27 protein-coding genes are annotated in these 25,706 nt (G+C 60.6%); 20 read left to right on the forward strand and 7 right to left on the reverse strand.

The window, feature by feature from the left end; all coding sequences use genetic code 11:
• Nucleotides 1-51: 51 nt before the first annotated feature.
• Nucleotides 52-2,355: a glycyl radical enzyme family protein gene (locus tag HWY37_RS19090; protein ID WP_176089612.1), complete on the forward strand. Its 2,304-nt coding sequence runs from the start codon at nucleotides 52-54 to the stop codon at nucleotides 2,353-2,355.
• A 139-nt stretch (nucleotides 2,356-2,494) separates the two neighbouring features.
• Here HWY37_RS19090 and HWY37_RS19095 read toward each other — a convergent pair whose 3' ends face one another.
• Together HWY37_RS19095 and HWY37_RS19100 are read right to left on the reverse strand one after the other, a co-directional pair.
• On the reverse strand, nucleotides 2,495-2,713 hold the full coding sequence (locus tag HWY37_RS19095; protein ID WP_176089613.1) for a hypothetical protein: 219 nt from the start codon (nucleotides 2,711-2,713) through the stop codon (nucleotides 2,495-2,497).
• A gap of 555 nt (nucleotides 2,714-3,268) precedes the next feature.
• Entirely contained in the window at nucleotides 3,269-3,469 is a 201-nt protein-coding gene (locus HWY37_RS19100; protein ID WP_176089614.1) for a hypothetical protein, read from the reverse strand.
• Nucleotides 3,470-3,710: 241 nt separating this feature from the next.
• Here HWY37_RS19100 and HWY37_RS19105 point away from each other — a divergent pair, with 241 nt between their 5' ends.
• The 8 genes from HWY37_RS19105 (at nucleotide 3,711) to HWY37_RS19140 (ending at nucleotide 14,193) form a co-directional block, all read left to right on the forward strand.
• Entirely contained in the window at nucleotides 3,711-4,988 is a 1,278-nt protein-coding gene (locus HWY37_RS19105; protein ID WP_176089615.1) for a glycosyltransferase family 2 protein, read from the forward strand.
• A 56-nt stretch (nucleotides 4,989-5,044) separates the two neighbouring features.
• The gene (locus HWY37_RS19110) at nucleotides 5,045-6,124 is read left to right on the forward strand and encodes a hypothetical protein (RefSeq protein WP_176089616.1); all 1,080 of its coding nucleotides are present in this window, start codon (nucleotides 5,045-5,047) and stop codon (nucleotides 6,122-6,124) included.
• 36 nt (nucleotides 6,125-6,160) lie between these two features.
• A complete protein-coding gene (locus HWY37_RS19115) occupies nucleotides 6,161-7,222 on the forward strand; it encodes a hypothetical protein (protein WP_176089617.1) in 1,062 nt (353 codons plus the stop codon).
• Nucleotides 7,223-7,250: 28 nt separating this feature from the next.
• Nucleotides 7,251-8,579, forward strand: coding sequence for a nucleotide sugar dehydrogenase (locus tag HWY37_RS19120; protein WP_176089618.1), 1,329 nt, complete (start codon nucleotides 7,251-7,253; stop codon nucleotides 8,577-8,579).
• A gap of 15 nt (nucleotides 8,580-8,594) precedes the next feature.
• On the forward strand, nucleotides 8,595-9,074 hold the full coding sequence (locus HWY37_RS19125; protein WP_176089619.1) for a hypothetical protein: 480 nt from the start codon (nucleotides 8,595-8,597) through the stop codon (nucleotides 9,072-9,074).
• Between the two features lie 362 nt (nucleotides 9,075-9,436).
• Entirely contained in the window at nucleotides 9,437-11,485 is a 2,049-nt protein-coding gene (locus HWY37_RS19130; protein WP_176089620.1) for a hypothetical protein, read from the forward strand.
• 105 nt (nucleotides 11,486-11,590) lie between these two features.
• Nucleotides 11,591-13,552 (forward strand): hypothetical protein, encoded by a 1,962-nt coding sequence (locus tag HWY37_RS19135; protein WP_176089621.1) that lies wholly within the window; start codon nucleotides 11,591-11,593, stop codon nucleotides 13,550-13,552.
• Between the two features lie 83 nt (nucleotides 13,553-13,635).
• Nucleotides 13,636-14,193, forward strand: coding sequence for a hypothetical protein (locus HWY37_RS19140; protein WP_176089622.1), 558 nt, complete (start codon nucleotides 13,636-13,638; stop codon nucleotides 14,191-14,193).
• Nucleotides 14,194-14,407: 214 nt separating this feature from the next.
• Here the strand turns inward: HWY37_RS19140 and HWY37_RS19145 are convergent, their stop codons facing one another.
• The 3 genes from HWY37_RS19145 to minD are packed head-to-tail and all read right to left on the reverse strand — an operon-like array spanning nucleotide 14,408 to nucleotide 16,004.
• Entirely contained in the window at nucleotides 14,408-14,920 is a 513-nt protein-coding gene (locus tag HWY37_RS19145) for a hypothetical protein (RefSeq protein ID WP_176089623.1), read from the reverse strand.
• Nucleotides 14,917-15,177 carry a cell division topological specificity factor MinE gene (gene minE, locus HWY37_RS19150; RefSeq protein ID WP_176089624.1) on the reverse strand — a complete coding sequence of 87 codons (261 nt, stop codon included), beginning with the start codon at nucleotides 15,175-15,177 and terminating at the stop codon, nucleotides 14,917-14,919. Before minE ends, HWY37_RS19145 begins: the two co-directional genes overlap by 4 nt.
• A 5-nt stretch (nucleotides 15,178-15,182) precedes the next feature.
• The gene (gene minD, locus HWY37_RS19155; RefSeq protein ID WP_176089625.1) at nucleotides 15,183-16,004 is read right to left on the reverse strand and encodes a septum site-determining protein MinD; all 822 of its coding nucleotides are present in this window, start codon (nucleotides 16,002-16,004) and stop codon (nucleotides 15,183-15,185) included.
• 74 nt (nucleotides 16,005-16,078) lie between these two features.
• Here minD and HWY37_RS19160 point away from each other — a divergent pair, with 74 nt between their 5' ends.
• The 6 genes from HWY37_RS19160 to HWY37_RS19185 all read left to right on the forward strand — a co-directional run bounded on the left by HWY37_RS19160 (nucleotide 16,079) and on the right by HWY37_RS19185 (nucleotide 21,690).
• Nucleotides 16,079-16,630 carry a GIY-YIG nuclease family protein gene (locus HWY37_RS19160; protein WP_176089626.1) on the forward strand — a complete coding sequence of 184 codons (552 nt, stop codon included), beginning with the start codon at nucleotides 16,079-16,081 and terminating at the stop codon, nucleotides 16,628-16,630.
• A gap of 9 nt (nucleotides 16,631-16,639) precedes the next feature.
• Nucleotides 16,640-18,463 carry an A1S_2505 family phage non-structural protein gene (locus HWY37_RS19165; RefSeq protein WP_176089627.1) on the forward strand — a complete coding sequence of 608 codons (1,824 nt, stop codon included), beginning with the start codon at nucleotides 16,640-16,642 and terminating at the stop codon, nucleotides 18,461-18,463.
• Nucleotides 18,464-18,544: 81 nt separating this feature from the next.
• Entirely contained in the window at nucleotides 18,545-19,207 is a 663-nt protein-coding gene (locus tag HWY37_RS19170) for a deoxynucleotide monophosphate kinase family protein (protein ID WP_176089628.1), read from the forward strand.
• A gap of 114 nt (nucleotides 19,208-19,321) precedes the next feature.
• The gene (locus HWY37_RS19175; protein WP_176089629.1) at nucleotides 19,322-19,753 is read left to right on the forward strand and encodes a hypothetical protein; all 432 of its coding nucleotides are present in this window, start codon (nucleotides 19,322-19,324) and stop codon (nucleotides 19,751-19,753) included.
• Between the two features lie 552 nt (nucleotides 19,754-20,305).
• Nucleotides 20,306-21,121 (forward strand): hypothetical protein, encoded by an 816-nt coding sequence (locus HWY37_RS19180; RefSeq protein WP_176089630.1) that lies wholly within the window; start codon nucleotides 20,306-20,308, stop codon nucleotides 21,119-21,121.
• A 134-nt stretch (nucleotides 21,122-21,255) separates the two neighbouring features.
• Entirely contained in the window at nucleotides 21,256-21,690 is a 435-nt protein-coding gene (locus HWY37_RS19185) for a hypothetical protein (protein ID WP_176089631.1), read from the forward strand.
• A 46-nt stretch (nucleotides 21,691-21,736) separates the two neighbouring features.
• Here the strand turns inward: HWY37_RS19185 and HWY37_RS19190 are convergent, their stop codons facing one another.
• Together HWY37_RS19190 and HWY37_RS19195 are read right to left on the reverse strand one after the other, a co-directional pair.
• Nucleotides 21,737-22,006, reverse strand: a complete 270-nt coding sequence (locus HWY37_RS19190) for a hypothetical protein (RefSeq protein WP_176089632.1) — start codon at nucleotides 22,004-22,006, stop codon at nucleotides 21,737-21,739.
• 70 nt (nucleotides 22,007-22,076) lie between these two features.
• On the reverse strand, nucleotides 22,077-22,580 hold the full coding sequence (locus HWY37_RS19195; protein ID WP_176089633.1) for a hypothetical protein: 504 nt from the start codon (nucleotides 22,578-22,580) through the stop codon (nucleotides 22,077-22,079).
• A gap of 45 nt (nucleotides 22,581-22,625) precedes the next feature.
• Between HWY37_RS19195 and HWY37_RS19200 the strand changes: the two genes are divergently transcribed.
• The 5 genes from HWY37_RS19200 (at nucleotide 22,626) to HWY37_RS19220 (ending at nucleotide 25,666) form a co-directional block, all read left to right on the forward strand.
• Nucleotides 22,626-23,144 (forward strand): hypothetical protein, encoded by a 519-nt coding sequence (locus HWY37_RS19200; protein WP_176089634.1) that lies wholly within the window; start codon nucleotides 22,626-22,628, stop codon nucleotides 23,142-23,144.
• Nucleotides 23,145-23,151: 7 nt separating this feature from the next.
• Nucleotides 23,152-23,655, forward strand: coding sequence for a hypothetical protein (locus tag HWY37_RS19205; protein ID WP_176089635.1), 504 nt, complete (start codon nucleotides 23,152-23,154; stop codon nucleotides 23,653-23,655).
• A gap of 60 nt (nucleotides 23,656-23,715) precedes the next feature.
• Nucleotides 23,716-24,552 (forward strand): hypothetical protein, encoded by an 837-nt coding sequence (locus HWY37_RS19210; RefSeq protein WP_176089636.1) that lies wholly within the window; start codon nucleotides 23,716-23,718, stop codon nucleotides 24,550-24,552.
• Nucleotides 24,553-24,827: 275 nt separating this feature from the next.
• A complete protein-coding gene (locus tag HWY37_RS19215; protein ID WP_176089637.1) occupies nucleotides 24,828-25,091 on the forward strand; it encodes a hypothetical protein in 264 nt (87 codons plus the stop codon).
• On the forward strand, nucleotides 25,088-25,666 hold the full coding sequence (locus HWY37_RS19220; protein WP_176089638.1) for a hypothetical protein: 579 nt from the start codon (nucleotides 25,088-25,090) through the stop codon (nucleotides 25,664-25,666). The genes HWY37_RS19215 and HWY37_RS19220 overlap by 4 nt, the downstream gene beginning before the upstream one ends.
• The last annotated feature ends 40 nt before the right edge of the window (nucleotides 25,667-25,706 follow it).

Below are 25,706 nucleotides of genomic sequence, written 5' to 3' on the forward strand. Positions count from 1 at the left end.
CTATACTGATTTGCAGCAAAAGCTGCACTTCACTATAGAGGAAACATCATCATGATCCAAACACAAATCTCCACCGCAATCACCTCCATCGCCTCGGGCGCGCGCATGCTCGCTGAAAGCAAGTTCTTCATGGGTTATGCCCGCTGGTCCGACCAGAAGAACGGCTACGAAACCTGGGACGAGGCTGTCCATCGTGTGATGCAGATGCATCGCAACAAGTACGCGGAAAAGCTGTCCCCGGAGCTCGATCAGTTGATGGTCGAAGCCGAGCAGGCGTACAAGGACAAGCTGGTGCTGGGCGCGCAACGCGCGTTGCAGTTCGGCGGCGAGCAGCTGCGCAAGCACGAGGCTCGCATGTACAACTGCTCGACGAGCCACGTCGATCGCCCGGCCTTCTTCCAGGAATGCATGTATCTGCTGCTGTGCGGTTGCGGCGTGGGCTTCTCGGTCCAACAACGCCACATCTCCAAGCTGCCGCAGATCGAGCGTCGCTCGGCCAAGCGCGTCAAGCCGTTCCAGATCCCCGATTCGATCGAGGGCTGGGCCGACGCTTTCGGTGTGCTGCTGTCGTCGTACTTCCGTTCCGGTGGCACATTCCCTGAGTACCGTGGCGTGCAGGTGCACTTCGATTTCTCGAAGATCCGCCCCAAGGGTGCCATGATCTCGGGCGGCTTCAAGGCGCCGGGTCCTGACGGTCTGCGTGCCGCACTCCAAAAGTGCGAAGCGCTGCTCGAGAAGGCCCTGGATGACGAAGCCCGTGTTTCGATCTCCCCGATCGTGGCCTACGACTTCGTCATGCACATGTCCGACGCGGTCCTGGCTGGCGGCGTTCGTCGCTCCGCGACGATCTGCATGTTCGACAAGGATGATGAGCAGATGCTCAACGCCAAGACGGGCAACTGGTTCGAAGAGAACCCGCAGCGCGGCCGCAGCAACAACTCCGTGGTGCTGAACCGTGCTGATCTGACCCGCGACGAGTGGGCCAAGATCATGACGGCGGTGCGTGATTACGGCGAACCCGGCTTCGTGTTCGTGGACGACATGGATACCATGTACAACCCGTGCGTGGAAATCGGCATGCGTCCCATCTGCGTGCAAACAGGCGAATCTGGCTTCCAGTTCTGCAACCTGACCGAGATCAACGGTGGCAAGTGCATCTCGCGTGAAGCGCTTCTGCGCGCCGCACGCGCCGGCGCGATCCTGGGTACCCTGCAAGCCGGCTACACCGACTTCAACTACCTGTCGGACGCTACGCGCCGCATCACCGAGCACGAGTCCCTGATCGGGGTGTCGATCACCGGCTGGATGAACAATCCGGACGTGCTGTTCGACGAGGCACTGCTGAAGGAAGCGGCCGAGCTGGTCCGCCAGGTCAACCGCGAGGTGGCCGCGCTGATCGGCATCAAGCCTGCCGCGCGTACGACCTGCGCAAAGCCTTCGGGCAATGCGTCGGTGTTGCTGGGCACGGCTTCGGGCATTCATGGCGAGCATGCTCCCATGTATTTCCGCAACGTGCAGATCAACAAGGAAGACGAAGTTGCCAAGCTGATCATGGAGCGCAACCCGAAAATGGTTGAAGAATCCGTGTGGAGCAATGGCGGCACCGACATCGTCGTGAGCTTCCCGGTGGTCTCCAAGCAGGGTTCCGTCTTTAAGCGGGATCTGCTGGGTGTCAAGCAGCTGGAGTACGTGAAGAGGGCTCAGCAGTCCTGGGTCGAGCACGGTACGAACGTGGAGCTGTGCGTGAACCCCGGTTTGCGTCACAACATCTCCAACACGATCACCGTGGACGACTGGGCTGCCGTCGAGCAGTACATCTTCGACAACCGCCAGTGGTTCGCAGGGATCTCCCTGCTGGCCGCCAGCGGTGACAAGGCCTACGTGCAGGCTCCCTTCACGGAAGTCTTCACGGCCGAGCAAATCCTGGCCAACTACGGTGACGCCAGCATGTTCGCATCGGGTCTGATCGTCGATGGGCTGCATGCCTTCAATGACAACCTGTGGGCGGCGTGCGACAAGGCACGCTCGTTCGCGGCGAAGTCGGAGAGCGGCTCGCTGATGGCGGTGAACATGGAAGAGCCTGGCGTCGCTTCGGTGGCCGCCAGCTCGATCAAGGATCCGCTGCAACGTGACTGGGTGCGTCGTTTCCACAAGTTCGCTAGCTTCTTCGGCGGCGACGTGGATCAGACCACCAACTGTCTGAAGGACAGCTTCAACCTGCACAAGTGGGTCAGCATCCAGCGCGCGCTGGAAGACATCGACTTCTCCATGGAGTTGGGTCAACAGCGCTACGTTGATGTCGACACGCTGGCCTCCCAGGCCTGCGCAGGCGGTGTGTGCGAGATTACCCTGTAATCTCGTGACTGGCTGAACCAGTACCTCAAGCTCCCTCACCTAGTGGGGGAGCTTTTTTATGGGCGACAGCTCAGCGGTCCGTGCCAGGCGAAGAAAACCCCGGCCGCTCATCGAGCAGTCGGGGTCGAGGGGAGGGCGATCAGCCGTCGTTGCGGATCTGCCACCAGCCGCGGTGGGTCATTTTGCCGTCAGCGTCGAATTCCAGGAGCTCGCCCTGGTTGAAACCTTTGCGGATCATGCGCTCGAGGTGCTCGAGCTGGGCTTCAGGAAGCTCGGTTGGTGCCGGCGTATCGCCAGCCAGGTGCCAGACGATGCGGTGTTGCAGAATGTCGGCGACGTTTTCCTGTGTATTGGCCATGCGTGTTTCCTTCGTAGAGTAAGCGGATCGCTTGCTAAGTATAGGTCCACGGCCAGGAAATCAATTTACGGACAAGGCAGGGCACGCCAAGTGCCGGCGCACTCGGACATGGCTTATCGCTTGCGGTCGCGTGCGTCCGTGGGCCAATTGAACATGATGGGCTTTCGTTTCAGGTAAGGGCAATACCTACTAGACGTCCAATTAGCTGACGCGGTTGACAGCTTTCTGCGCCGGACAGCAAAAAATCAATTTACGGACAACGGGCCTGCCCGAGACCACTCTCCCTGGCGAGCCGTCCTTTTCTTCGGGCTGCTGGGGTAGCTGCGAGGGCGCGCGGGTTTATGGAATAGCCGGATATGGCATTTCCATAAAAGCGTCTTCAGAGCAGGCGTTCACTCGATCGAGCGACCCTGGGTGTAGGGCCTGCGCTGTCCGTAAATTGATTTTTGAGTTATTGGGCTTCCCCCTGCTGACCAGGGGAGGAGCCCAGACATCGGCCGGCGCATGCTCGGCGCGGCGCCCGCCAACCCAGCATCCATGGCCGGCGGCCGCGGCTCAGGCAAACGCAAACGCGTTGGCGCTGCGCACAGTGATGACAGGGTGCTTTGGCTGTTTTCGCCGGGCCAGGACCTGGTCGGCCTGGCGGCGCGCGGCGCGCACTTCCGGGGTGGTCGGCATCTCTCGGAGTTCATCCGCCCAAGCTTTCCAGTCGGCCGTCGAGGCATCAAGGTCCGGAGTCTGAAGCGAGGAGTTCATAGCGCAAAGCAGTAAGTGACAGACGTAGTTGTATAGGGCCTCGCTCAGCCCATTCGCGCAAAAGCCCGCATGCGCCGTCGGGTATTTACCACCTGAAGGCACTCAGCCCCGTGTGGCGCTAATGCCCACGAAGGCGCGAATTTTGCCGCTTTTTCGCACCTTGCGTCTAACCGCTCCAGCAAAAACACCTTTGTTGGTATACTTATATTTGATCTATCTGCCAACAACCAGGCCACACCCCATGCTCGAAGGACTCTTCTACCTCTGGCACATGCTGCCCATTCTGCTCATCTTTTACGTCTTCGGGGGCGGGCTGCTGGTGCGCCTCACGACGAACGCGGCAACGCCACCCAAGGACTACAGCTACCAGCCCAAGGTAAGCGTGCTGCTGCCCGTCTACAACGAGGGCGCCCACGTCCTGGACACGATCAACAGCATCCTGGCCGCTGACTGGCAGCACGACAAGCTCGAGATCGTGGCGATCGACGATTGCAGCGCAGACGACTCCTTCCAGTATCTGCTGCAAGCCCAGGCCCAGCATCCGGATCGTCTGCGCGCGAGCAAGAACCCCTCCAACTCTGGCAAGCATGTGACCCTGACCCGAGCGCTAGCGCAGTCCACCGGGGAGATCGTCATCTGCATCGACAGCGATTGCATCTTCGACAAGAAGGTTATCCGCGAGCTCGTCGCCTGCTTTGGCGACCCGAAGGTCGGCGCAGTCGGCGGCCACGTCGGCATCACCAACGTGAACGACAACGTCTTCACCCTGTGCCAGGCCGTGATCTATTTCATGTCCTTCCAGATCGGCAAGATGCTCCAGAACGTCCTGGGCAAGCTGTTTTGCATCAGCGGCTGCCTGTTCGCCGTGCGCCGGCACATCTTCGAGGAAGTTGAAGAGGAGGTGCGCAACCGCAACTGGTTCGGGATGAAGGTCCGTGACGGCGAAGACCGCTTCATGACCCACGCAATCCTGATGCGCGGCTGGAAGACGATCCTGAATCCCTCGGCAGTCTGCTGGACGGCAGCGCCGGCACAGATGTCGCAGCTGTTCGGTCAACAGGTTCGCTGGCGCCGCTCGGGTCTGCGCGACCTGTTCTGGACCCTGGCCCGACTCCCACAGCACTTCCGAATCATGGGCGTGCGCGCGCTGTTCTCAGCCATCCTGCCGGAGCTGTTCACCGTGATCTGGGCGATGTACCTGCTGACTGCAATTCCGGTAATGGGTATCGGTGTGGCAGTTGACGCGGTGCTCACGGCATTCGTCACGTTCTGCTCGGCGTTCATGATCGCCGCGCTGGCCTATAACCACTGCATCAAGACGATCGCAGTGGGCTCCGAACCGATCCGTAATCCGCTGGCGGCGGGCCTGGCCGGCGCATGGTTCTTCATGGATTCCATCATCGTGACCACCTTGGCGCTGTGCACCTTCGATGTCGGTTCCTGGGGTACCCGCGAACTGCCCAAATCGGATACGTCGCCTGCGGCTCCTGCCGCAGAGGAAAATCAAAAAGACGCTTAATTAAGTAGTCGATTTGCACATTACGAGTTATACTTACAGCACATTTTGGACACATCATGACACTTTTTAAGCAGCTCCACGCCCGCCTCCAGAACGCCTGGGTCTTCTCCTATCGCTCGCTGTGCGGACTTATTTTGGGCGGCATCCTGCTCGGCGCTTTCGGCTATGTTCTGACGATCATTTTGTACACAGTCAACAGCAGCTGGGTCGCGCCCATCATCCTCTCCAAGGCCTCGCCGCGCGTCATGGCCACGTCCGCCGAAGCCTTCCGTGCCCGCCAAGGGCTGTCGGCGATCCAGGTGCAAGTGGACAGCTTGACCAACGAAGTTGCGCTGCTCGATGAGCAGGAAGGCACGCTCACCGACCTTCTGGGGCGCTACGATGACGCCATGAAAGCGGAAACCAAGGCGGGTGCCGTGTTTGCCGGCCGATTGAGTGGTCTCCAGGCATCCAAGCGTGCTGACGACGCCAAGGCCGCAAAGATGGCGCAGTCAAATGCAGCCCTCGAGCGCAGCATCGACGCCGAGCTGGCCGCCGGGCTGATTACCCAGGAAGCCGCGGTCCGAGCCCGTGCGCAGATCGTGTCCATGGAAGCGGCCGTGACTACCGGCAAGCTGAGCACGGCATCTCTGGACCACCAGGTGCATGAGCTCTCCGGCGGCGTGGCTACGATGAAAGGCCAGGCCCAGTCCACCAAGGCCCTCGAGACACTGGCCCACGTTGCCGCCCTGAAGCGCCAGCTCTCTGAAGTCCAAATTCAACTGGCGAAGAGCACCAAGGAACTCGAGAACAAGAAGCGTGAGGCGACCGAGCTCCAAGCCATCGTCGATACCGTCGAATCCACACCGTTTTTCCGTTTGGCGCAGCGCGGCGGCGATGCCGGCCAGTTTGCTTTCGTACCCTACAGCAACGAGTCCGCCGTTCAAGAAGGCAAGAGCGTCTACTCTTGCTGGGCGGAGGTGATCCTGTGCTCCAAGGTGGGCACGGTGAAGTGGGTTGGCCGTGACGAAGAGAAGGGCTTTCACCCCATTTTCAAGCGCGACCTTCGTGGTGTCCTGATTGAATTGGAGCTCAAGGATCCGGCCGCAGCCAAGGACAAGGTCCTGTTCCTCGGCTCTGGCCCCCTGTTCCTGTAAGCCACCCCGCGTTATCCGAAGTACAGAAAGCAAGCAATGAAGTCCTACACACCTTCGCTCCGTATTGCTACCGCCTTGGCTTGCCTGGCCGTGAGCGTCTCGGCTCACGCCGGCGAAGCCGACACCTTCTGCGAACTGGCCCAGGCCAAGGCCAAGACCTCCAGCGCCATCCTGGCGGCACCCGAAGTCTTCGGCAACATCGGCGACCCGGTCACGGCCGAGCGCTCGATGACCATCGGGATGCGCAACTCCATCGCCCGCACACGCCGCGCCGGCCTCACCGAACAGCTGGCAGAGGCCGAATGCGCCGCCTACCGGGCCGAAACGCGCCTGACGGAGCAGGTCTCCGGTGTCGAAGCGCGCGCTGAGCTGCTGTCGCTGATTCACATGCAGGATAAGCTGGCGGCTGCCCTGGACCAGGCCGAGAAGAACGTCCAGATCGAAAAACAGCTGCTGGAGAGCAAGAATGCCCGCCTGTCCGACCTGAAGACCGCATTCGAGCAGTACGACGCCCTGGGCCGTGAGATGGCCAGCGCCCAAGCCCGCCGCGCGCGCATCCAGAACCAACTGCCGGACGTCGAGGAATCGCTCAACGGGCTGCTGCAAGACTCCATCAACACCCAGGTCGAGGTCGCCAACCTCACCGCCAAGCTGGCCAAGTCCAGCGCCTGGGACGTGACCTATGCCGCCGGGATGCGCGCCGACCTGCGCGACAACGGCCAGAAGGGCTTCGTGGCCGTGACTGCGACCTACAGCCTGGGCAAGAAAGCCTCGGACCAGGCAGCCGCCCGCGTGGCGGACCTGAGCGCCCAGCTGCTGCGAGAGCAGCGCGACGGGGCAACCCAGAGTTTCGTGCGCGCCAAGGACTCCATTCGTGGGCTGATCGCCGCCGAGAAGCTGACTCGCGACAGCCTGGTCAAGCGCAAGGCCATGCTCGATGAAGCCCACGGCCGCGTTGCCAACATTGCCACGACCGATGGCGAACGCATGAAGCGCACCCTGGCCGTCGAGCTGCTGGCTATCGAGGCTACCCTCGCTGGCGCCAACGCGCGAGTCAGCTACCTGACCAACTGGCTGGACCGCAACGACGCCCAGTAATCAACAACCGCAACACCGCAGTACCCGTATGACCCGCAGTACCCAACAAGCCGTCCAGACTGTCGCCGTAATCGGTCTGGGCTATGTCGGCGCCCCTCTGGCGTTCGCACTCGCGAAGAACCAAAACGTCAACGTGATCGGCTACGACGTGAACCAAGGCCGCGTGGACCAGCTCAAAGCTGGCGTGGATTCGACCGGTGAAATCTCAGAAGGTGAACTGGCCCTGCGCTCGAAGATGGTCCTGACGGCCTCTCCGGAGTACCTGTTCGATGCCGACGTGATGATCATCACCGTGCCCACGCCGGTCAACGAGGGCCACGTGCCCGACATGAGCTATGTGCTGCGCGCCACCCATACGGCCGGCTCACACATGAAAAAGGGTGCCGTGATTGTGTACGAGAGCACGGTCTACCCGGGGGCGACCGAGGAAGAGTGCCTGCCGCTGCTCGAGAAAATCGGACGTGGTGCCGGGTTGTCGTACCCCGCAGACTTCTCGATCGGCTACTCGCCCGAGCGCATCAACCCGGGCGATCGCGTGCATACCCTGCACAACACGACCAAGATCGTCGCCGGCGACCGCCCTGCAACGCTCGACCTCCTGGCCAGCCTGTACGGCTCGATCACGCAGGTCCACCGGGCCCCCACGATCAAGGTGGCGGAAGCTGCCAAGTGCGCAGAAAACGCGCAGCGCGACGTGAATATCGCGTTCATGAACGAGCTGTGCCAGATCTGCACTCGCCTGGGCGTTGACACGCATGATGTCCTTGCGGCCGCCGGCACAAAATGGAATTTCCTTCCGTTCCGCCCGGGCCTGGTTGGCGGGCACTGCATCGGTGTTGACCCCTACTACCTCATGCACAAGGCGGCCGCCGAGGGCTACCCGGCCAGGCTGATTGTGGCGGCGCGCGAAACCAACGACTCGATGGCCGGCTTCCTTGCCAATCTCGCCATCAAGCGTATGGCATGCGAAGGTCTCCTGCGGCCCGGTGCGGTGGTCACCGTCCTCGGCGCCACCTTCAAGGAGGACGTGCCCGACATTCGCAACTCCAAGGTGGTGGATCTTGTGCGCGAGCTGGGCAAGTACGGCGTCACTCCCCAAATCGTGGACCCCCATGCCGATCCCGCCGGGTTTTCGCATGAATACGGACTCGAGCTGACGCCGGTGAGCCAGACGCGTCCCGCTGATGCTCTGCTGCTGACGGTCCCGCATCGACGCTTTGCCGAAGAACATGGCAGCTTCGAGAACTTGATCAACATCTGTGCAAAGCGTGGCGGCCGTGTCGTCGTCATGGACCTGAAGGCCGTGCTGAATCGAGATCTGCTGGATCAGGAGCGGTTCAGCTTCTGGCGCCCGTAAAAAGAGAGGTAATTCATGCTGAAACGCTTTCGCCTCCTGGGCTGGGGTTCGGCGCCGGAGTCCGAATCCGCGGTGATCGCGGAGGCGGTGAGCCGAGACGACTCCCCAGATTTCGAGCGTGCTTTCGCCGAACGCCATGAGCCCGTCAAACCCCCTGAAGGGTTTGGCGGCGCGCCAGAGGTATGGATCTACCTGCGGCCGGGCAGCAATGAAGCGCTTCTGGTCGATGCGTGCGAGCTCAGTAGCGGGACTCGGCTGAATCCTGCCCAGAAGAAGCTGCTGGCCAAGGGCAAGTGTCTGGAGGTCGTTTCGCTCACGCCGGTGCGCGAATATTGGCGTCAGCCGTACGAGGCGGCTCTCAAGAAAATGCCGCAATTCGTGGGTGCCGAGCCCAGTGCGGACCCTCCAATGAAGAAGGTTGCGCGGTTGGCCAGCGCTGGGGTCGCCTCCGGCATCTGGTTACGGGTGGAAGTGCCCGCAGAAGAGACCATTTGAGCCGACGGCTATCCGGCAAGTCTTGTACAAAGACAAATTCTCTGCCCACACGTTAGTCCGATACCTGAATCAAGTTCCGGTATGGCGTTATGCACCGGTAGCCCAAAACCTGGCGTCCTTTCGAACCGTCCGTGTCGCCGCGGCGGCGTAGAGTGAGTGTGCTTCGAGATTTCCGCCTACAAATCATGCCGCAACACCGGCACCCGCAACGGAAGCGGTTAGTGCGTACGCGCGACGATTAGCTGAAGTCCAATTGAACGAAAGTGCAAATATCCTGTTTGAAGCTATACTAGAATGAGCTTCTTTTGGAGGCTCTGCTTTCTTTTTCTCGCCCAGCTCGCCGGCGGCGGAGTCGGATGGTTATGACAAAAATCACACTGAAAACCAAGCGCTTTTTGGCCTCAGCAGCCGCGATGTGCCTGTTGGCTGCCAGCCCGCAGGCTCACGCCATTGAGGGCCCCCCTACCTCTAATGGCGGGGTAATCGGCGATCCGAATCTGGTGCGCAACTCGGACATCGCCAAGGCCCAGGCCGTGGGCGCGATCACCTCCTTCATGTCGAAGGGTGCGCAGGAGTGCGACGCCGATGGCACGAATTGCCGAAGCCTGTTCGGAGCCGACGACACCCCTGACTACACGGCTTTGAAGTTCCGCGGCCAGGCCACCACGGGGACTGAAGCGTACTCGTTCCAGACAGAAAACCAGGATACGGGTTCGATCGCCACCCAGATGGGCACCCTCGCCGTGGCCTGCGGCGACACCAAAGTCAAGCAAGTTGCCGGACTGGCGGTCAAGCTGCTGAGCTGCGCCGTCCAGCCGAGCGGCAATGCGAAGATCACCGTCCAGGTCTGCACGGCGCCTGAACGCGGCAACCCCATCACGCCACCAGAAAACGCCGTCGCCTGCTCGAACAACCCCAAGGATCCCAACTTCACCGCGCCGGAGGGGAAGGTGTGCATTCGGCCTTCGTGCGACACCGAGCCGTTGAACAGCCTGAACGGCTGGAGCTCGCCCAAGAACATCTCCTGGGATGCGAGCATGGGCGACTCCGCTTCTGAGGAAGAGCGCTCGCAAAATGGCCTGGGCCTGATCTTCTACCCCAATCCGGCGGCCGGCACCCAGCTCAGCTTCGCCACCGACTCGGACAACATGACGGCCGTGAAGGTCATCCAGTCCTTCATCAACAAGGATACGGGCGCCACGGCGGTGGGCCTGCGCGTGGCGTACCGCCACAAGACCGCGTTGACCAAGGAGATGCTGACCGAATCGGGTTCGGTCCCCAACCCGGGCCAGCATACGTCGCAGTGGGACACGCTGACGAAGCTCCAGAGCAACGCGATGATCCCGCAGCTGCAAGCCAAGTATGCTGCCAACGGTTCGGAATGCCTCCAGCAGATCCAGGAGGGCGTCGCGTCTGACGGCGTCATCTACGTCTGCGAGCAGGGGTATAACAACGAGGCGGGCATCCGGCCACTGGCCATTTCCGCCCAGGTTGCCGCCGCCGGCCAGGAGTGCGGATCCATGCCGCAGTGCTTGCAGGAGGTCGTAAACACGAACACCTGGACCGAAACCTGCCAGGCCGATGTGCCACTGGCCATGCGCGACTGCACGACCACCCAGGACTTCACCAAGGACAAGATCAGCTACACGCGCACCAAAACCACTGAAATCTGCCACGAGAAGCGTCTGACAGCCGAGTACAGCTGCAACACCTGGGCCGAGCCTGGTGTATGCCGTAAAGAGTCAGTGATCGGGCAGGGCGGCCTGGACATGATCGCCGCAAGTCCCGACACGAAAGTTCAGCTGGTCGGCCTCTCGCCTGATGGCTTGACTGGCCAATACCTCTACGGAACAGTGGGGGACAACTATTGGAGGACTGGCTACTATAAGCGCGTGTTCTATGTCGACATCAAAGACGTGAAGGATGTTGCAACCTTTCAGCTTTACCAAGTTGGCTTTGACGACTTGATGGCGGTTCAGATCAACGGAAATTGGATCTGGAAGGATTACAAAGAAGGGTTTTTCAACGCGGCAGAAGACACCTGGGGACGCTGGCGTGAAACCCGAATCTGCGAGGGTTACCAGGAGGACAGCAATTATTGCCAAAAGTGCCTGCGTTGGGGCGGAGGTGGTGGCGACAGTGGTGACACCTGCCTCGAATGGGTCTATGGCGACGCGGCGTGGACGATCAAGCGCACCTGGGAAACTCAGTGGGAACTCGAAACTAGCTGGAACTATGCTGTAGATGTCGACTTCAAGCCCTATCTGCGGGAGGGTCGCAATGTGATCCGAATCGACACCGGCGTAGTCGATAAAGGTGAAGGGTGGGCGTACTTTAATATCTCCGCGTACAAGCCGGTCTGCGATACCGTCATTCGCAACGACTGCGCTCAATATGAAAATGCGCGATAGGTGTAAGTAAGCACCAAAATATCAATTATTAATATACTAAGCGGAACCTCGCTTGGGGTTCCGCTTTTCAATTTTAATCCCCTGCAACACGCGGCGCGGATACTCATGACCAATTCATCCCTTAACCAAAAATTCCTCTTGGTCTTCGCGGCAGCGGCATTCCTGTTTGCCGGCGCCTCACCTGCCCGTGCCATCGAGGGCCCTCCCACGACGAACGGCGGGGTAATTGGCGACCCGAATCTGGTGCGCAACTCGGACATCGCCAAGGCCCAGGCCGTGGGCGCGATCACCTCCTTCATGTCGAAGGGTGCTCAGGAGTGCGACGCCGATGGCACGAACTGCCGAAGCCTGTTCGGAGCCGACGACACCCCTGACTACACGGCTCTGAAGTTCCGTGGTCAAGCCACCACGGGGACCGAAGCTTATTCGTTCCAGACAGAAAACCAGGATACGGGTTCGATTGCCACCCAGATGGGTACCTTGGCCGTGGCCTGCGGCGATACCAAAGTCAAGCAAGTTGCCGGACTGGCGGTCAAGCTGCTGAGCTGCGCCGTCCAGCCGAGCGGCAATGCGAAGATCACCGTCCAGGTCTGCACGGCGCCTGAGCGTGGCAATCCCATCACGCCACCAGAAAACGCCGTCGCCTGCTCGAACAACCCCAAGGATCCCAACTTCACCGCGCCGGAGGGGAAGGTGTGCATTCGGCCTTCGTGTGACACCGAGCCGTTGAACAGCCTGAACGGCTGGAGCTCGCCAAAGAACATCTCCTGGGATGCGAGCATGGGCGACTCCGCCTCTGAGGAAGAGCGCTCGCAAAATGGCCTGGGCCTGATCTTCTACCCCAATCCGGCGGCCGGCACCCAACTCAGCTTCGCCACCGACTCGGACAACATGACGGCTGTGAAGGTCATCCAGTCCTTCATCAACAAGGATACGGGCGCCACGGCAGTGGGCCTGCGCGTGGCGTACCGCCACAAGACCGCACTGACGAAGGAGATGCTGACCGAATCGGGTTCGGTCCCCAACCCGGGCCAGCATACGTCGCAATGGGACACGCTGATGAAGCTCCAGAGCAACGCGATGATCCCGCAGCTGCAAGCCAAGTACGCAGCCAACGGCTCGGAATGCCTCCAGCAGATTCAGGAGGGCGTCGCGTCTGACGGCGTCATCTACGTCTGCGAGCAGGGGTATAACAACGAGGCTGGAATCCGGCCCCTGGCCATTTCCGCCCAGGTTGCCGCCGCCGGCCAGGAGTGCGGGTCCATGCCGCAGTGCTTGCAGGAGGTCGTAAACACGAACACCTGGACCGAGACCTGCCAGGCTGATGTGCCGCTGGCCATGCGCGACTGCACGACCACCCAGGACTTCACCAAGGACAAGATCAGCTACACCCGGACGAAAACGACCGAGATCTGTCACGAGAAGCGCCTGACCGCGGAATACTCCTGCAATACCAAGGCCACGACTGGTGCGACCGAGACTTACTGGGCGCCGGCCACAGACCTGTCTGCCGCCGGGAGCACGAACGCACAGACTGTCCTGAAGTTCGACCGCGTCTTCACCACGCAGGTTAATGCCGCCCCTATCGCGGCCAGGATCTCGTACATCCACGTTGACAACTGGGCCGATATTCGACTCAATGGTCGGCGCATCTGGGGAAGCTACGACAACAACCTGCACCAGGTGAAGACCGATGACTGGGGCATCCCGGATCTTGTCAAAAACTGCGACAACGACACCTACGAAGAAACCTACTACGATAGTGACGGGAATCAGCTCAAAATGATGGTGACCGGCGTTCGATGCACCATGCAAAATGGCGAACGCGTGCGTGCCAACTATAGCGATGCCTGCACGAACACACACTGCGTCACCACCGCCGACCACAACGTCGACATCGCCATCCCGGTGGAATTTCTGCGCGACGGCAACAACGTGATCCAGATGGCATGCTTCAATAACAAGGGTCCAAGCTACTGCAACTACCAACTTCAGGTCCAGTACATGAAGATGACTCAGTACGTGATCGACAACAGCGAGTGCGCGCGCTACGAAGCGGCGAGATGATCACTGCAAGGTGAAAACGAAAGCCCGGATTTATTCCGGGCTTTCTTCTTTCTTGATATACTAAACTCGTGAAAAACAGTACCATGCATCAAATCCCGCCGTTTGAGGCGGTGACTCTCGTCCACCGCGGCGGCCGCCGTGAAGTGTTTCGCAACCAGGAAGCCTTGATCCAACGTTACGGCTACTGGCACCTGAGCCGCGAGCTCGGGGACTCCTTCAAGCAACACTATGGGCACATCTACCTCTCGTACACCAATGCCGACGGCAGCCCCGGACGGGTCTTGATTGACCGGGTTTGCAACGCAGATGCGTACGTGCTGCTGGGCGTCCACGGTGAAATCCTGGCGCCCGAGGCCCTGTGGGAGACGTACGAGGCCATGCATGCCCCCCGCGGACAGCTTTGGTGGAACGGCGAGGGTCCTGTGCCTGGCACGGGTCGCAGCCGCAGCGATCGCCGCCATCGCCGTATGCAGCTCTACAACGCCCGGCGCATGTCCGTGGCCCTGGAGGATGACGTGCCGCCGCGTGCCCGGCGTCTGGCCCGCAATCTCGCCAATTCGATGGACGCTCCCTGGCGCGCCACCGTCGGCAACGACAACTGGAAGCGCTATCGCCGCCAGCAATGGAAGGCTCAGGCCTGAAAAAGAACAGCGCCCCGATGGGGGCGCTGCTTTGCAGATGCACCTCGCGCCGGCTATACGACTTCAGGTACAACTTCTGTTTTGAAAGGCCACATGTTCCACAACCTCTACTCCATCGCTATCTGGGGCATCACCTGCCTGGCAATCGTCTTGCTGGCTCGCAAACACATGCGATGATCTCAAACGCCCAGTATTCCTACTGGGCGTTTTCACTTCAAGGTCGCAAGACCTGTTGCCGAAGGCCCGTGAGGTGTTCCTCGAGTTCGGCCGGAGTGAGCTTTCGCTCTTCATCCTGATCAACCATCGAGAAGGTCAGTTCTTCGATGGCGGGGCCGATCTCGAGATGCTGACAGTGCGCGAACAGGTAGTCGCGCAGCCGAGCAATCTCCGCCGTGAATGCAGCGCGACCGAACACGTATTCGCGCTCGCCGATACCCAGCGCCGCCGCCGTCGTCGGGCCGGGGTTCCACAACACTAAGTCAGGATGCACCTCTTGGGAGATGTCATCGAAAACCTCGGCGCATCCCGGCTCGCCGCAGTCGCAGGTGGCGAGCGGGTAGTCGACGTCGATGTCGGCAAACGCCACCAGGGACAGCAGGGAAAGGTAGCCACACAGGGGCTGCCCGTTGATCCGGACAACAGCAAAGCGTGGCCAGGATGGCCGCATGGAGGGCAGCGGCTGACTCGGATCGGCCAGCTCGACCTGGAGGACGTCTTGATGGCTCATTTCGGAGGCAGGATGACTTCGACTTGGAGCAGATCCGTCCCGTCTTCCTGTGCCACCTTCACACTGGCCTCGACCTGGTCCATGTTCAGGTACTTGCTCAGCAGCTGCATGATCTCTGTCTGGAGCTGTGGCAGGAAGTTGGGGCGACCTTGATCCAGGTGCTCGTGGGAGATCATCACCCTCAGGCGCTCTTTGGCCTGGTTAGCGGAGGAGGGCGACTTGGCGCCCTGGAAGAAGCGTGCAATGGAGGACATCATGGCGATCAGGCCCCCCGATTGAACAGGCGATTCAGCAGGCTACGTGGCTTCACGTCCGTAAAGCGCAGCGGCGTCTCCTGGCCGAGGAAGCGCGCAATCGTGTCCTGGTAGGCCTCAGCCACGGGCTCCGTGGCCAGATGGATGGCCGGCACGCCACGGTTGGAGCCATCCAGCACTGCCTTGGACTCGGGAATAACCCCGAGCAGCTTGATGCTCAGGATCTCCTGGACGTCGGCATAGCTCATCATCTGGCCGCTCTCCACTCGCGCGGGATCGTAGCGGGTGACCAGAAGGTAGGTCGCCACGGGCGCCAGCCCGCGCTCAGCGCGCCGCGACTTCGAGTCGACCAGGCCCAGGATTCGGTCGGCGTCCCGCACGGACGAAATTTCCGGATTGCTGACCACGAGAGCGACGTCGGCAAACTTCAGCGCCATGACCGCGCCCGATTCGATGCCGGCCGGGGAGTCGCACACGATGAATTCGAAGTCCAGGTCCTTGAGCCCCTCGATGACGCGCTCGACACCCATTTCGGTCAAGGCATCCTTGTCGCGGGTCTGGGACGCCGGCAGCACGAACAGGTTTTCGCAATGCTTGTCCTTGATCAAGGCCTGGGTCAGCTTCGCTTCACCTTGGATCACGTTGACCAGGTCGTAGACCACGCGGCGCTCGCACCCCATCACCAGATCCAAATTGCGCAGGCCGACATCGAAGTCGATCACCGCCGTTTTGTGGCCCCGCATGGCCAACCCAGATGCAATGGATGCGCTCGTGGTGGTTTTCCCGACGCCTCCCTTGCCCGAAGTAACAACAATCACAGTTGCCGACATGGCTCTCCTTAGAAATGAATCGAAATTATACAACCAATGTAGGCATATAGCTCCTTTCACAGTATAATCTTCGGATGCATTCCGAACGTATCGATCTCCGCGCAGCCACGCTCGCCGTACGCATGGCTCGTCGAGGCGTCCCGCCGGCATTTGAAGACGGTCAGCTGGGCGACGATCAGCGCGACGAGCTGGTGCTGACCCTGCCGCAATGGGTGGCCGCACGCAAAGGCTGGCTTTACGTCGCGCGCAACGACGCCTGGCCCTCGGCGTACAAGGTCGGCTGCACCCGAAAAGGCGTCCCAGGGCGCATGAAGGCGCTCAGCGGGACGGCGGTCCTCACCCCTTGGACCCCTTGCTTGGTCTGGGCGGTCTACGATGCGCCGGGCCTGGAGGCGGCTTGCCACACAGCCTGCGCTCGATGGCACGCAAAGGCCGAGCTATTTCGGGTCGATCTGGACTCACTCCAGCACGCGATCGTCACCACGCTGCAAGCCGATCGCCAATGCCTGCTCCGACACCTGGAATCGATCCTTCTTCCTGGGCAGCTTCACGATCTGCTGGCGCTCTCGCTTGCTCATCAATTTCCTCCTGATTTCCCTATACCGGAGCAGGTCAAACCAAATTAGGAGGACGGAATGATGACTGAAGTTGCTATTACCGGAGTCGGGTCGCGTGAAGCACTCGCTCCCGAAGACGTACCTGAGAACTACCCACGCAAGCATCGTCTTGCGCCGCCCCACATTAATGCCCAGATCGTCGCACTGGGGGAGCTCTTCGCTCGCCTGGGCTTTCGTCTGCGCAGCGGTGCGGCTGACGGCGCAGATGCCGCCTTTGAGAAAGGCTGGGACCAAGTTCCAGGCTCCTTGAAGGACATCTATCTGCCTTGGAGGGGATTCAATAACCACAATGGGAATCAGGCGTACTTAATCCCGGCCAAGGACATCCCAATGTTCGAGGCGATTGCCGCGACCGTGCATCCGAACTGGGCCTTCATGAAGTCCCAGCCTGATAAGTACCGAGGCGCGCTGACGTTGCATACCCGCAATGTCGCGCAGGTGCTTGGCCGCGATGCCAAGTCGCCCTCGCGAATGTTGGTGTGCTGGACGCCTGACGGGTGCACGAGTGAAGCCACGCGTAGGCGTGACACCGGGGGGACGGCCAGCGCGATCGTGTTGGCAGACCGCAATGGTGTGCCGATCTTCAACCTGCACAACCCGGGAGCCTATGAGGCAGCCATTGCCTACGCTCATCGCCTGGCGCGCCAGCGTGATCGCCGATTCCATCCGGAAGGGGAGTTGCCGAAGAGTGGGGAAACCTTCGTCTTTGGCTCCAACCTCGCAGGTCGGCATGGCAAGGGGGCGGCACTGGTTGCCCGGGAGAAGTTCGGGGCGGTGTACGGCCAAGGCGAAGGCCCTCAGGGCCAAAGCTACGGCATTGCCACCAAGGACGGACGCCCGGGCACACCGCCACTGGCTGACAACGCGGCCACGCTGCCGCTCGCTCAGATCCAGGTGGGCATAGACCGCTTCATCGAGTACGCGAAAGCGCACCCGGATGAAACGTTCTATCTGGCTCGCTTGGGGTGCTCGCTCGCCGCCCATTCGGATTCGGACATCGCTCCGATGTTCGACCTCGCGCCGGCGAACTGCGTGTTCTCCGACGCCTGGATGCCATGGCTGGGGTTGCCGAAGCGACTGGAGGTGGCGGACGGTACGCCGGTGGCGGCGCCGATCAACATCTGGAGTGGTTCCCAAGGCCTGGGCGGCGCACTGACGAACATGTCGGAGCGTGCCAAGGAGCGCGGGAACATCAAGCACTCCTACCCAGTGGTGATCAATGGCAAGACGTATCCGGATTCGGAGGAGGCTTACCAGGAATTGAAGTGCCCAGGGCAAGACGCCTATAACGACGGCCTGATGATCGACATCATCGCGCTGAAGTTCAAGCAGAACCCCAAGCTTTACGACCTGACCACCAAAAACGGCGGCGCCGCCTGGCTCCAGAAGTGTTCGCACTTCACTGGCGCCAAGTCCGAGCGCTTCCAGGCATGGGAAGGGCAGGGCAATGGGTCGCGGTTCATCCGCAACCTGGTGCTCGGCTACATCAAGGCGAAGACCGGCCGCGGGCCCCAAACCCGCGTCGTTCACGTCCGCGAAGCGCCCTACGATGTCTACATCGGCCGTCCCAACGGTGATCTGCCTGGCCACAAGCTGCGCAACGAGTGGAAGTCCGGCGTCGACGGAACGCTCGAGCAGGTGGTGGAGCGCTTTCACAAGCACCTCACCAGCTCGCCTGAGCTCATGGCGGAAGCAAAAGCTCTGAAGGGTCAAACGATCGCCTGCTGGTGCAAGAAGCGCCCGGACATCGCGCGGCTGTGCCACGGAGACGTGGTTGCTGCCGTCGCTGATGGTCGGGAGTGGGCACCGCCGCAGGTTGGTCAACGCGACCTGTTCGACTGAGGCACAGGGGCATCCGCCCTTGTGACCCACATCCATCCTCTTCATCAGAGGCATTCAACCATCTTCCTGGAAAGGCAAGAAATGACCAAAGTAGTAGGTTTTTTGGGCGAACGAGGCGCCGGCAAGGACACCGCGGCGAAAGCGCTGACCGCGCTGGGATGGGTGCCTCGTGCCTTCGGAGCTGGCATTTACGATCAGTGCTCTGAAGCTTTCGGCGTACCGCGCGAGCTGTTCGGCCGGCGCGAAACGAAGGAAACACCGCTTCCGGAGCTGGCGCTGATCAACTGCTCGAACGCCGAATTCATCAAGGTCGCCCTGACGCGTCCCGATGAAACTGTGCCGCCGGGCATGGATCCGCTTTTGGCGCCGCGCTCGCCGCGGTTCATCATGCAGACCTGGGGCACCGAATATCGTCGCGCGCACTATGGCAACGATTACTGGACCAAACAGGTCGCGGCCGCGGTGCAGGCAGCGCCGTATGCGGATTATGCATTCACCGACGTGCGCGAGGAGCTCGAGATTGCACTGGTGCGCCACTACGGGGGCCCGCTGATCCGCATTCTGAACCCTGGGCTGCCGAAGACCGATACCACGACGATGTCGCACTCCTCGGAACAGAATGTGCGCAATCATCCGGTGGATCTCGAGATCATCAACCCCCCTGGTGTGGAAAACATCCCGGGCATGCAGGCCAAAGTCGTCGAATTCGTTCGCAACTGGTACTCCGTGCGCCTGGCCGCCTAACGGCTAAGGCCTATCTCTAAACCCGCCCGACTTCGGTCGAGGCGGGTTTGTCGCTTTTAAGCAGTTTATAAGATATACTATTTCCAAGATCAACTACCCACTCTCGCGCGACTCATGTTCAGCTCCCCACACTTGCGCCTCACCAGCATGGCCGCCGCTGCAATTGCGGCCGCAGCAGCTGAAATCCTCCAGGCGCAAGCCAATGCCCGCGGGCCGAGCGCCTCGGACGTTGCCGCCATGGCGCTGGAAGCCCCAGACAGTTCTCTGGTGATCTACAAGTTCCCCGATGGATCCAAGGTGGCGGTCCGACTGTCCACCGTGCTCTCTCACGCCGCGCGCTCTCTGTGTGTCGGTGGGATCAGCGAGCAGACGGTCATCGAGCACCAGCTGAAGCCCTCCATCATGGAAACACCCGCGATCCTGGAGGAACTGATCGGCGCCCTGTCCGTGGACGACATCCTGCTGCACGCCGTTCAAGCACGCATTGTCTCGCCAGTGCGCGAACTGTTCAGCACGGGCGATGCCCAGCTCCTGCTGTGTGCTTAACGCAACAGTTAAGTTAACATTTCCATTTGACTTGAAAGTTAACTTAACTTGAGTATAATTCTTTACATCGTAAGGCGTTTCTTGGTTTGCGATGTTTCCTCATAGTCTAGGGAAGTGATGAGCCCAATGACCTTCGCCTGGCGAGCTGCAAAGCTCCCGGGCTTTTTTTGCTTGTACGCCGCGTCATGACTATGTGGCGTGCCTATACATAGACGGAAAGGGTCGACACCGACCAATACCTCGAGGGATCGTTTTTCTGCCCCATGCGCCGCAAGGCCTTGGGGTCTTTTTGTTGCTTTATTGCGACTTTCGATATCTGAGATTTCGTTACTTGCATTTCGCGCTTAACTAAGTATAATGGGAACCATCAACAGACGGTTCTTTGTGTTTTTGCTGTTGTTTCCTCCCAGTCTAGGGAAGTGATGAGCCCGACGACCTTCAGCCCGGTGAGCTTCAAAGCTCCCGGGCTTTTTTTTTTGCCTGGCCGAATCTCCCTTGGAATGCCTATACGACAGCAGGAAACACCCTAAACCAACCACGGAAGGAAACATCATGGCACACACTACCGAAGCTAAGACCGAAGCCCAAGCTCCCGACTGGTACCTCCTGCTGGAGTCCGCAGTTCACGAGCCCGGTGAACTCCAGGCGGCGTACAAGCATTTTCGCAAGTACAGCCTGGCCAATCGCTGGCTTGCAAGCACCCAGTTGCGCGCCGCCGGCCTGCCTCTGCTACCGATCAACACCTTCAAGGGCTGGCTGGGCGTCAACCGCCCGGTCCAGGCCGGTCAGAAGGCGGCGATCGAGCTGATCATGCCGGTGCCGATCCGCACCAAGAAGAAGGATGCCGACGGCGAGGACAAGGACGTCTCCTTCACGAAGTTCATGCTCCGCCGTCACTGGTTCCACTTGAACCAGACTGCGGGCGAGGACTTCACTCCGGAGGAGGTCTCCGTGAGCGAGTGGAACATCGCATCCGCGATGGACTTCCTGAAGATGCAGGAAGTGCCGTTCGCTTACGACCACGTCAGCGACACGCGTCCCAGCTACTCCGAAGGTCGCCAACTGTCGGTGTCGGGCCTCGCCCAGCACCAGCAGTTCCAGCGTCTTCGCGAGATGGCCAGGATCCAGCTCGGACACAACGACGAAACGCCGGGCAAAAACGTGCCGGCCGACGTCCACCTGCGCGAAGTCGAGGCTGACGCAGCTGCATACCTCTGCGCTGCGACGCTCGGCATCGAGGGCTTGGAACTGGCGCGGCACACGCTGCAACAGAACCTGGCTGAGGTGTCTATGCGCCGTATACCAGCGCAATGCGCCAAGCGCGCATTCTCTGTGGCCGACCAGCTGATCAACGCAGGCTACTGCTAAAAGGGACCTCCATGCTCATGGCTGTCGACTATGACATTTTTCGTGGTCTGGGTGTGAGTCGCTCGCTTGCCTGGCACAAGGGCTTTGCGCCCCTGGCGGTCTACCGAGGCCGCGTAATGCAAGGGCAGTGAGCGATGGCACGCCAAGTCCGATTCATGTCTCGGCACGAGGTGCAGAAATATGCCGCCATCCCTGGCACCGCATTGATTAGCATCTACGATCGCAGTGAACCGCCATTGGAGTTCGACTACCCCTGGGGCGCCGTGCTGCATCTTCGTTTTCACGATGTGCAACCCGATATCCTGGGACTGGAGCTCTTCGATGTTCGACATGCGCAGCTGGTTCTGGAGTTCGCACACCGCCATGCGGTGCCTGCGCCAGAGCTGGTCGTGCATTGTCATGGAGGCGTGTCGCGCTCCGCGGCCATCGCCCTGTTCCTGGCCAGCCGATATGAGGTGCCGTGCATCAAGGACGGCGAATGCAAGACCTTGGAAAACTGGAACCGGTACAACCGTCACGTCCTGCACACCTTGTGCGAGGTAGCCGACGGCAGCCCGGCTCATAGATAAATTGCGTAGACGCTCAAAGGCCGACCCTCAGTGATCGGCCTTTTTATCATTTCACACCGTATTCCTGGTTCTCAATCGAGAGATAACTCCACAGGAAGTAGATGACCAGAACCCCGTAGGGGATCCCGATCATAACCAGGATGGTATTCCGGGCCCAGCGCGCCATGTCCGGCGACATGTGGTGGTCTGCCATGTAGAGAAAGCCGGTGCCCACGAGCGCCAACAGGAGGGCGACGACGAGCATCGTCGCACGGTCATGAAGCAGGCGCCGGCGCGCGGCGCGCTGACTCTCCCAATTGAACTCGAAGATAGACATGCCAGCCCCCATGTGATGCCAGGCGGCGCCCAGCCATTTCCGTATAGGGAAACTCGCAGTGATAACGGAGCTACTTTTGCTGAAGTCGTCGATAACTGGTGAATCCAGTGGCCGCTACCGTCCAAGTGACCAGAAAAAGCGTGCGCAATCCCGTGATTCGAGGTGGCTGACCAGTGAGCTGGCTGAACACTATGTCCAGCAGAAAGGCTACCTCGACCAGCAGCGATGCGTGCGCAAACACGAAGAAGGCGGGCGTCCTAAGGAACGCATGCATGAGCAACGGTGTAGCCGTCGACAGCGCCAGTGCGAGCACAAAATCCTCACGAGCGGTGGTGTCCCCGTCCAGTCGAAGTGCCGTGTAGGCCATTCGCAGCACGCACCACATCATCATGATGGCCAGCACAGAAGCCCCAGATTTTTCCGGAATTCCCTTTCCATCATGGCTGAAACACATAATTCGGATCGTGTGCGAAGCATGTCGAGCACCTATCGTTAGAGCTGTGTTAATCATCGTGCAAATGTACCAATATTTGCCATCTGCAACAAGAATTGTCACGAAGGCGTAGACAAACACGCGCTGTTTGGTATACTTCTAATCTTGCATTGTGACTACTCGCAAATGAACAACGAAGCTCCCCGCTCAAAATCCGCGCCTCGCGCCGCCAAGCTGTGGCTGCTCGCGATACCGGTCGCATTGGCTGCCGTGAGCTGGTTCCAGTACGCCGCCGCGGTGCATGCAGGCGCGCGCTTCGAAGCTGCCCTGGTGCAGGAATCTACTGCCCGCGGGCAGACACTCACGCGGCACGCCAAGAAGATTGCGAAGGTCGTCGGTGTCGAACCTCGGCCGGAAGTGGTGTGGGCCATCGGAAATGCGCTCCAGGCTCCTACTCCCGACGGCGTCTCCGACGCCGCCCCGGTCGCCCATGCTCTGCTCGTCCATACCGCTGTAGCCAACTCCGACGTCATCGAGACCGTGATGCCGCTGGTGAATGAGGCGCGCCAGGCGATCTCGGACGATGTCGCGCGCGCCCGAGGGGTGCGCGACGCCTATCAAGAAGCGTTGGACTCGAAATGGTCCGGCATGTGGTTGCGCTGGGCCGGCTATCCCCGTCAGCCGATCGAATCCTATCCCTCCTGAAGTTCCCATGACCAGTTCCATTCCGGCCCCAGTCTCCGCCCGCCACCTCATGCTTGAGGGTGTACTCGCCTGCGCCGCGTTCCTGGCCGGCGGCTTCTTTGTCAGTGCGTACCTGACTAAGAGCTGGACTGCCTACGAGCGCACGGTGGTACCCGCGGAGGCCCATATCGCCCAAGCTAGCAAACAAGTCCGGGCCCGCGCAATCGCCTTGGCCAGTCAGCATCGCCTGCCGGCACCAACTGATCAGGTCGCCGACGCAATGCGCGCCGCAACACTGACTCCCGGCGAGGAGCCCGTGGCTCGTGCCCTGGCCAGCATCGAGCGCATCAGCCTGGTGCAGCCGCTTCCCGTAGCTTTCGTGCAAGAGGCAACTCGTCTTATGCACATCGGCCAAGTTGAGCACCAACTGCACAAGCAACAGCTCATGGACAGCCTGCGCAAGTACGACGCCGAGTCGCCCCTGCTGGGTCGCGCCGTGAGCCATGCATACCTTGTCGTCAATTCGCGCTGATTTGGCTATACACACTGCATTTCCAACCACCAACGATCCTATAGTCCCCTTTTCGGAATCATGAAGAAGACTCGCTACTCCCTGTACCTCGCGGCCGCCGTCGCCACTCTCGCTGCCTCCTCGGCCATGGCCAATCCGTTCATCGCGCCCCCAGAGCCCGCGGAAAGCAAGCTCACCGGGGCCACCCCCACCTCCTATGAGCTGGGCTTCACCACCTACCGTGAGAAGTACACCGAGCACGTGAACGGCCAGAAATTCATGCAGGAAACCGCTCCGATGTGGGGCGTGCAAGGAGCAGTGACTCATGCCTTCAAGCACGGTGGCAAGCTCAAGCTGTCCGGCACCTTCGCCACGGGAAACGCCGACTACACCGGTTCCTACATGGGCGGCAGCTACGGTGACCTGCGTATCGGCGGGCTCGATCGCTACATGCTGACTTCCGAGCTGGAGTACAAGCTCTCCTCGCGCGACTGGAACGACATCACCTTTGGCGCCGGCGTCGGCTACCGTCGTCTGGTCGACCACCTCGAACAAGGCGGCCCGGGCGGCTACAAGCGCAAGAACGACCGCCTCTACCTGACGTTGAGCGTCGAGCGCGAGTTCGCGGCCGGCGACTGGAGCTTCACACCCCAGTTCAAGTACAAGCACGTGATCCGCGGCGTCCAGCATGCTGACATCATGGGCGGCGTGGCCATGCGGCAGGACGACGGCTATGGCACCGAGCTGGCTGTGGCCATCTCCCACAAGGGCGCCTGGAATGGGCTGACCGTCACGCCATACCTGCGCACCTGGGACATCAAGGACTCCAAGTTCGTGCAGCTGACTTCGACAGTCGGCGCCTACGAGCCCCAGAACAAGACCAAGGAAATCGGCGTCACTGTGTCGATGCGGTTCTAAACCCGTCCCACGGTAGAGAAGGGCGCCCCAAAAGCGGGTGCCCTTCGTGTCACATGCGCCGGCCGGCGCCAAGAAGGAATGATTGATGCGGCTTTTTTCTACGCGATCTGAAGGGGCCTCAATCACAGGGATCCCCCGCTCAAATGGGCATCGTGCCGGCCAGTTCCAGCAAGGGCCAAAGCAGCCTCGCCACCACCATGGCCAGCCGGCCAAGAGCAGTGGCGATCCGGCGAAGAGCTTTCAAACGATTCTCCATGAATTGACGAAGGGCCCCCATGCCCAATAGTCAAACCACGCCGCATCCGAGACCGGACGCTTCGCGATTTTGGCTCGAGTTCAAGATTCAATGGTTCGGAGGCGCCGTCGCCATGGTGCCAGGCACTGGGTTGTTCTTCTGGATGGACATCCTGGGCGCGCGCCGGTGGCTGGTTGACTATGGCTGGCTTGCGGTCGTCGGTGTCGGAGGAGCGGGCCTGGCGATCACAGCGCTTGCGGCCGCCTGGATCACGCGCCAGCAGCTTCGGAAAGCGCAGCGATGAACCAATCTCAAATCGAAGGGCTGTTGAGCTCTGCATGCACCACTCACGGCGCCATTCTGCGTGCTCAGAAGGTGGTGAAACGAATCGGCGTCACCCGCCAGGTTAGCGCACATATGAGCGCGGACGGCGTTCCGCACGCAGTTGAGTGCATCAAGACGGAGACTACGAATGCACTCAAGGTGACGGGTAACGCCGTCTATGCCCGGTCCGACGACTGGGCAGCCCACTTCAATGTCATCCGCGGTGTGAGGGCGAAGATAACGACGAGTGAGTTTGGGCTCGAGGGCTGGTTCGCGGGCCTTTGGCCGGCCGAGCTGCTCGGGTACATGCTGGTATTGCTGCGCGGGCCGACAATTTCCATTGCTGGCAGGGCAGTGCCCCATGCCATGCCAACGCAAGATGATAAAGGAATGCATCTGGCCTATAGAGTGACTGGCGAGCTTCCAAGCCAGACCAAGGATCGGATCGAACTCGCCCTCCTGCACGACCCCCACGTGATCCCGGCAGAGCTCCACGCATTTCTGCTCCCCATCCAGGCAAAACACCGTCACTACGTGCAGTTCGACGCAGCCTAAGACCTATACGCCTCTGAGCACTGTCGCTCAGGACATAACG

It is taken from the genome of Achromobacter anxifer (genome assembly GCF_903652925.1).
Taxonomy (GTDB): domain Bacteria; phylum Pseudomonadota; class Gammaproteobacteria; order Burkholderiales; family Burkholderiaceae_B; genus Achromobacter; species Achromobacter anxifer.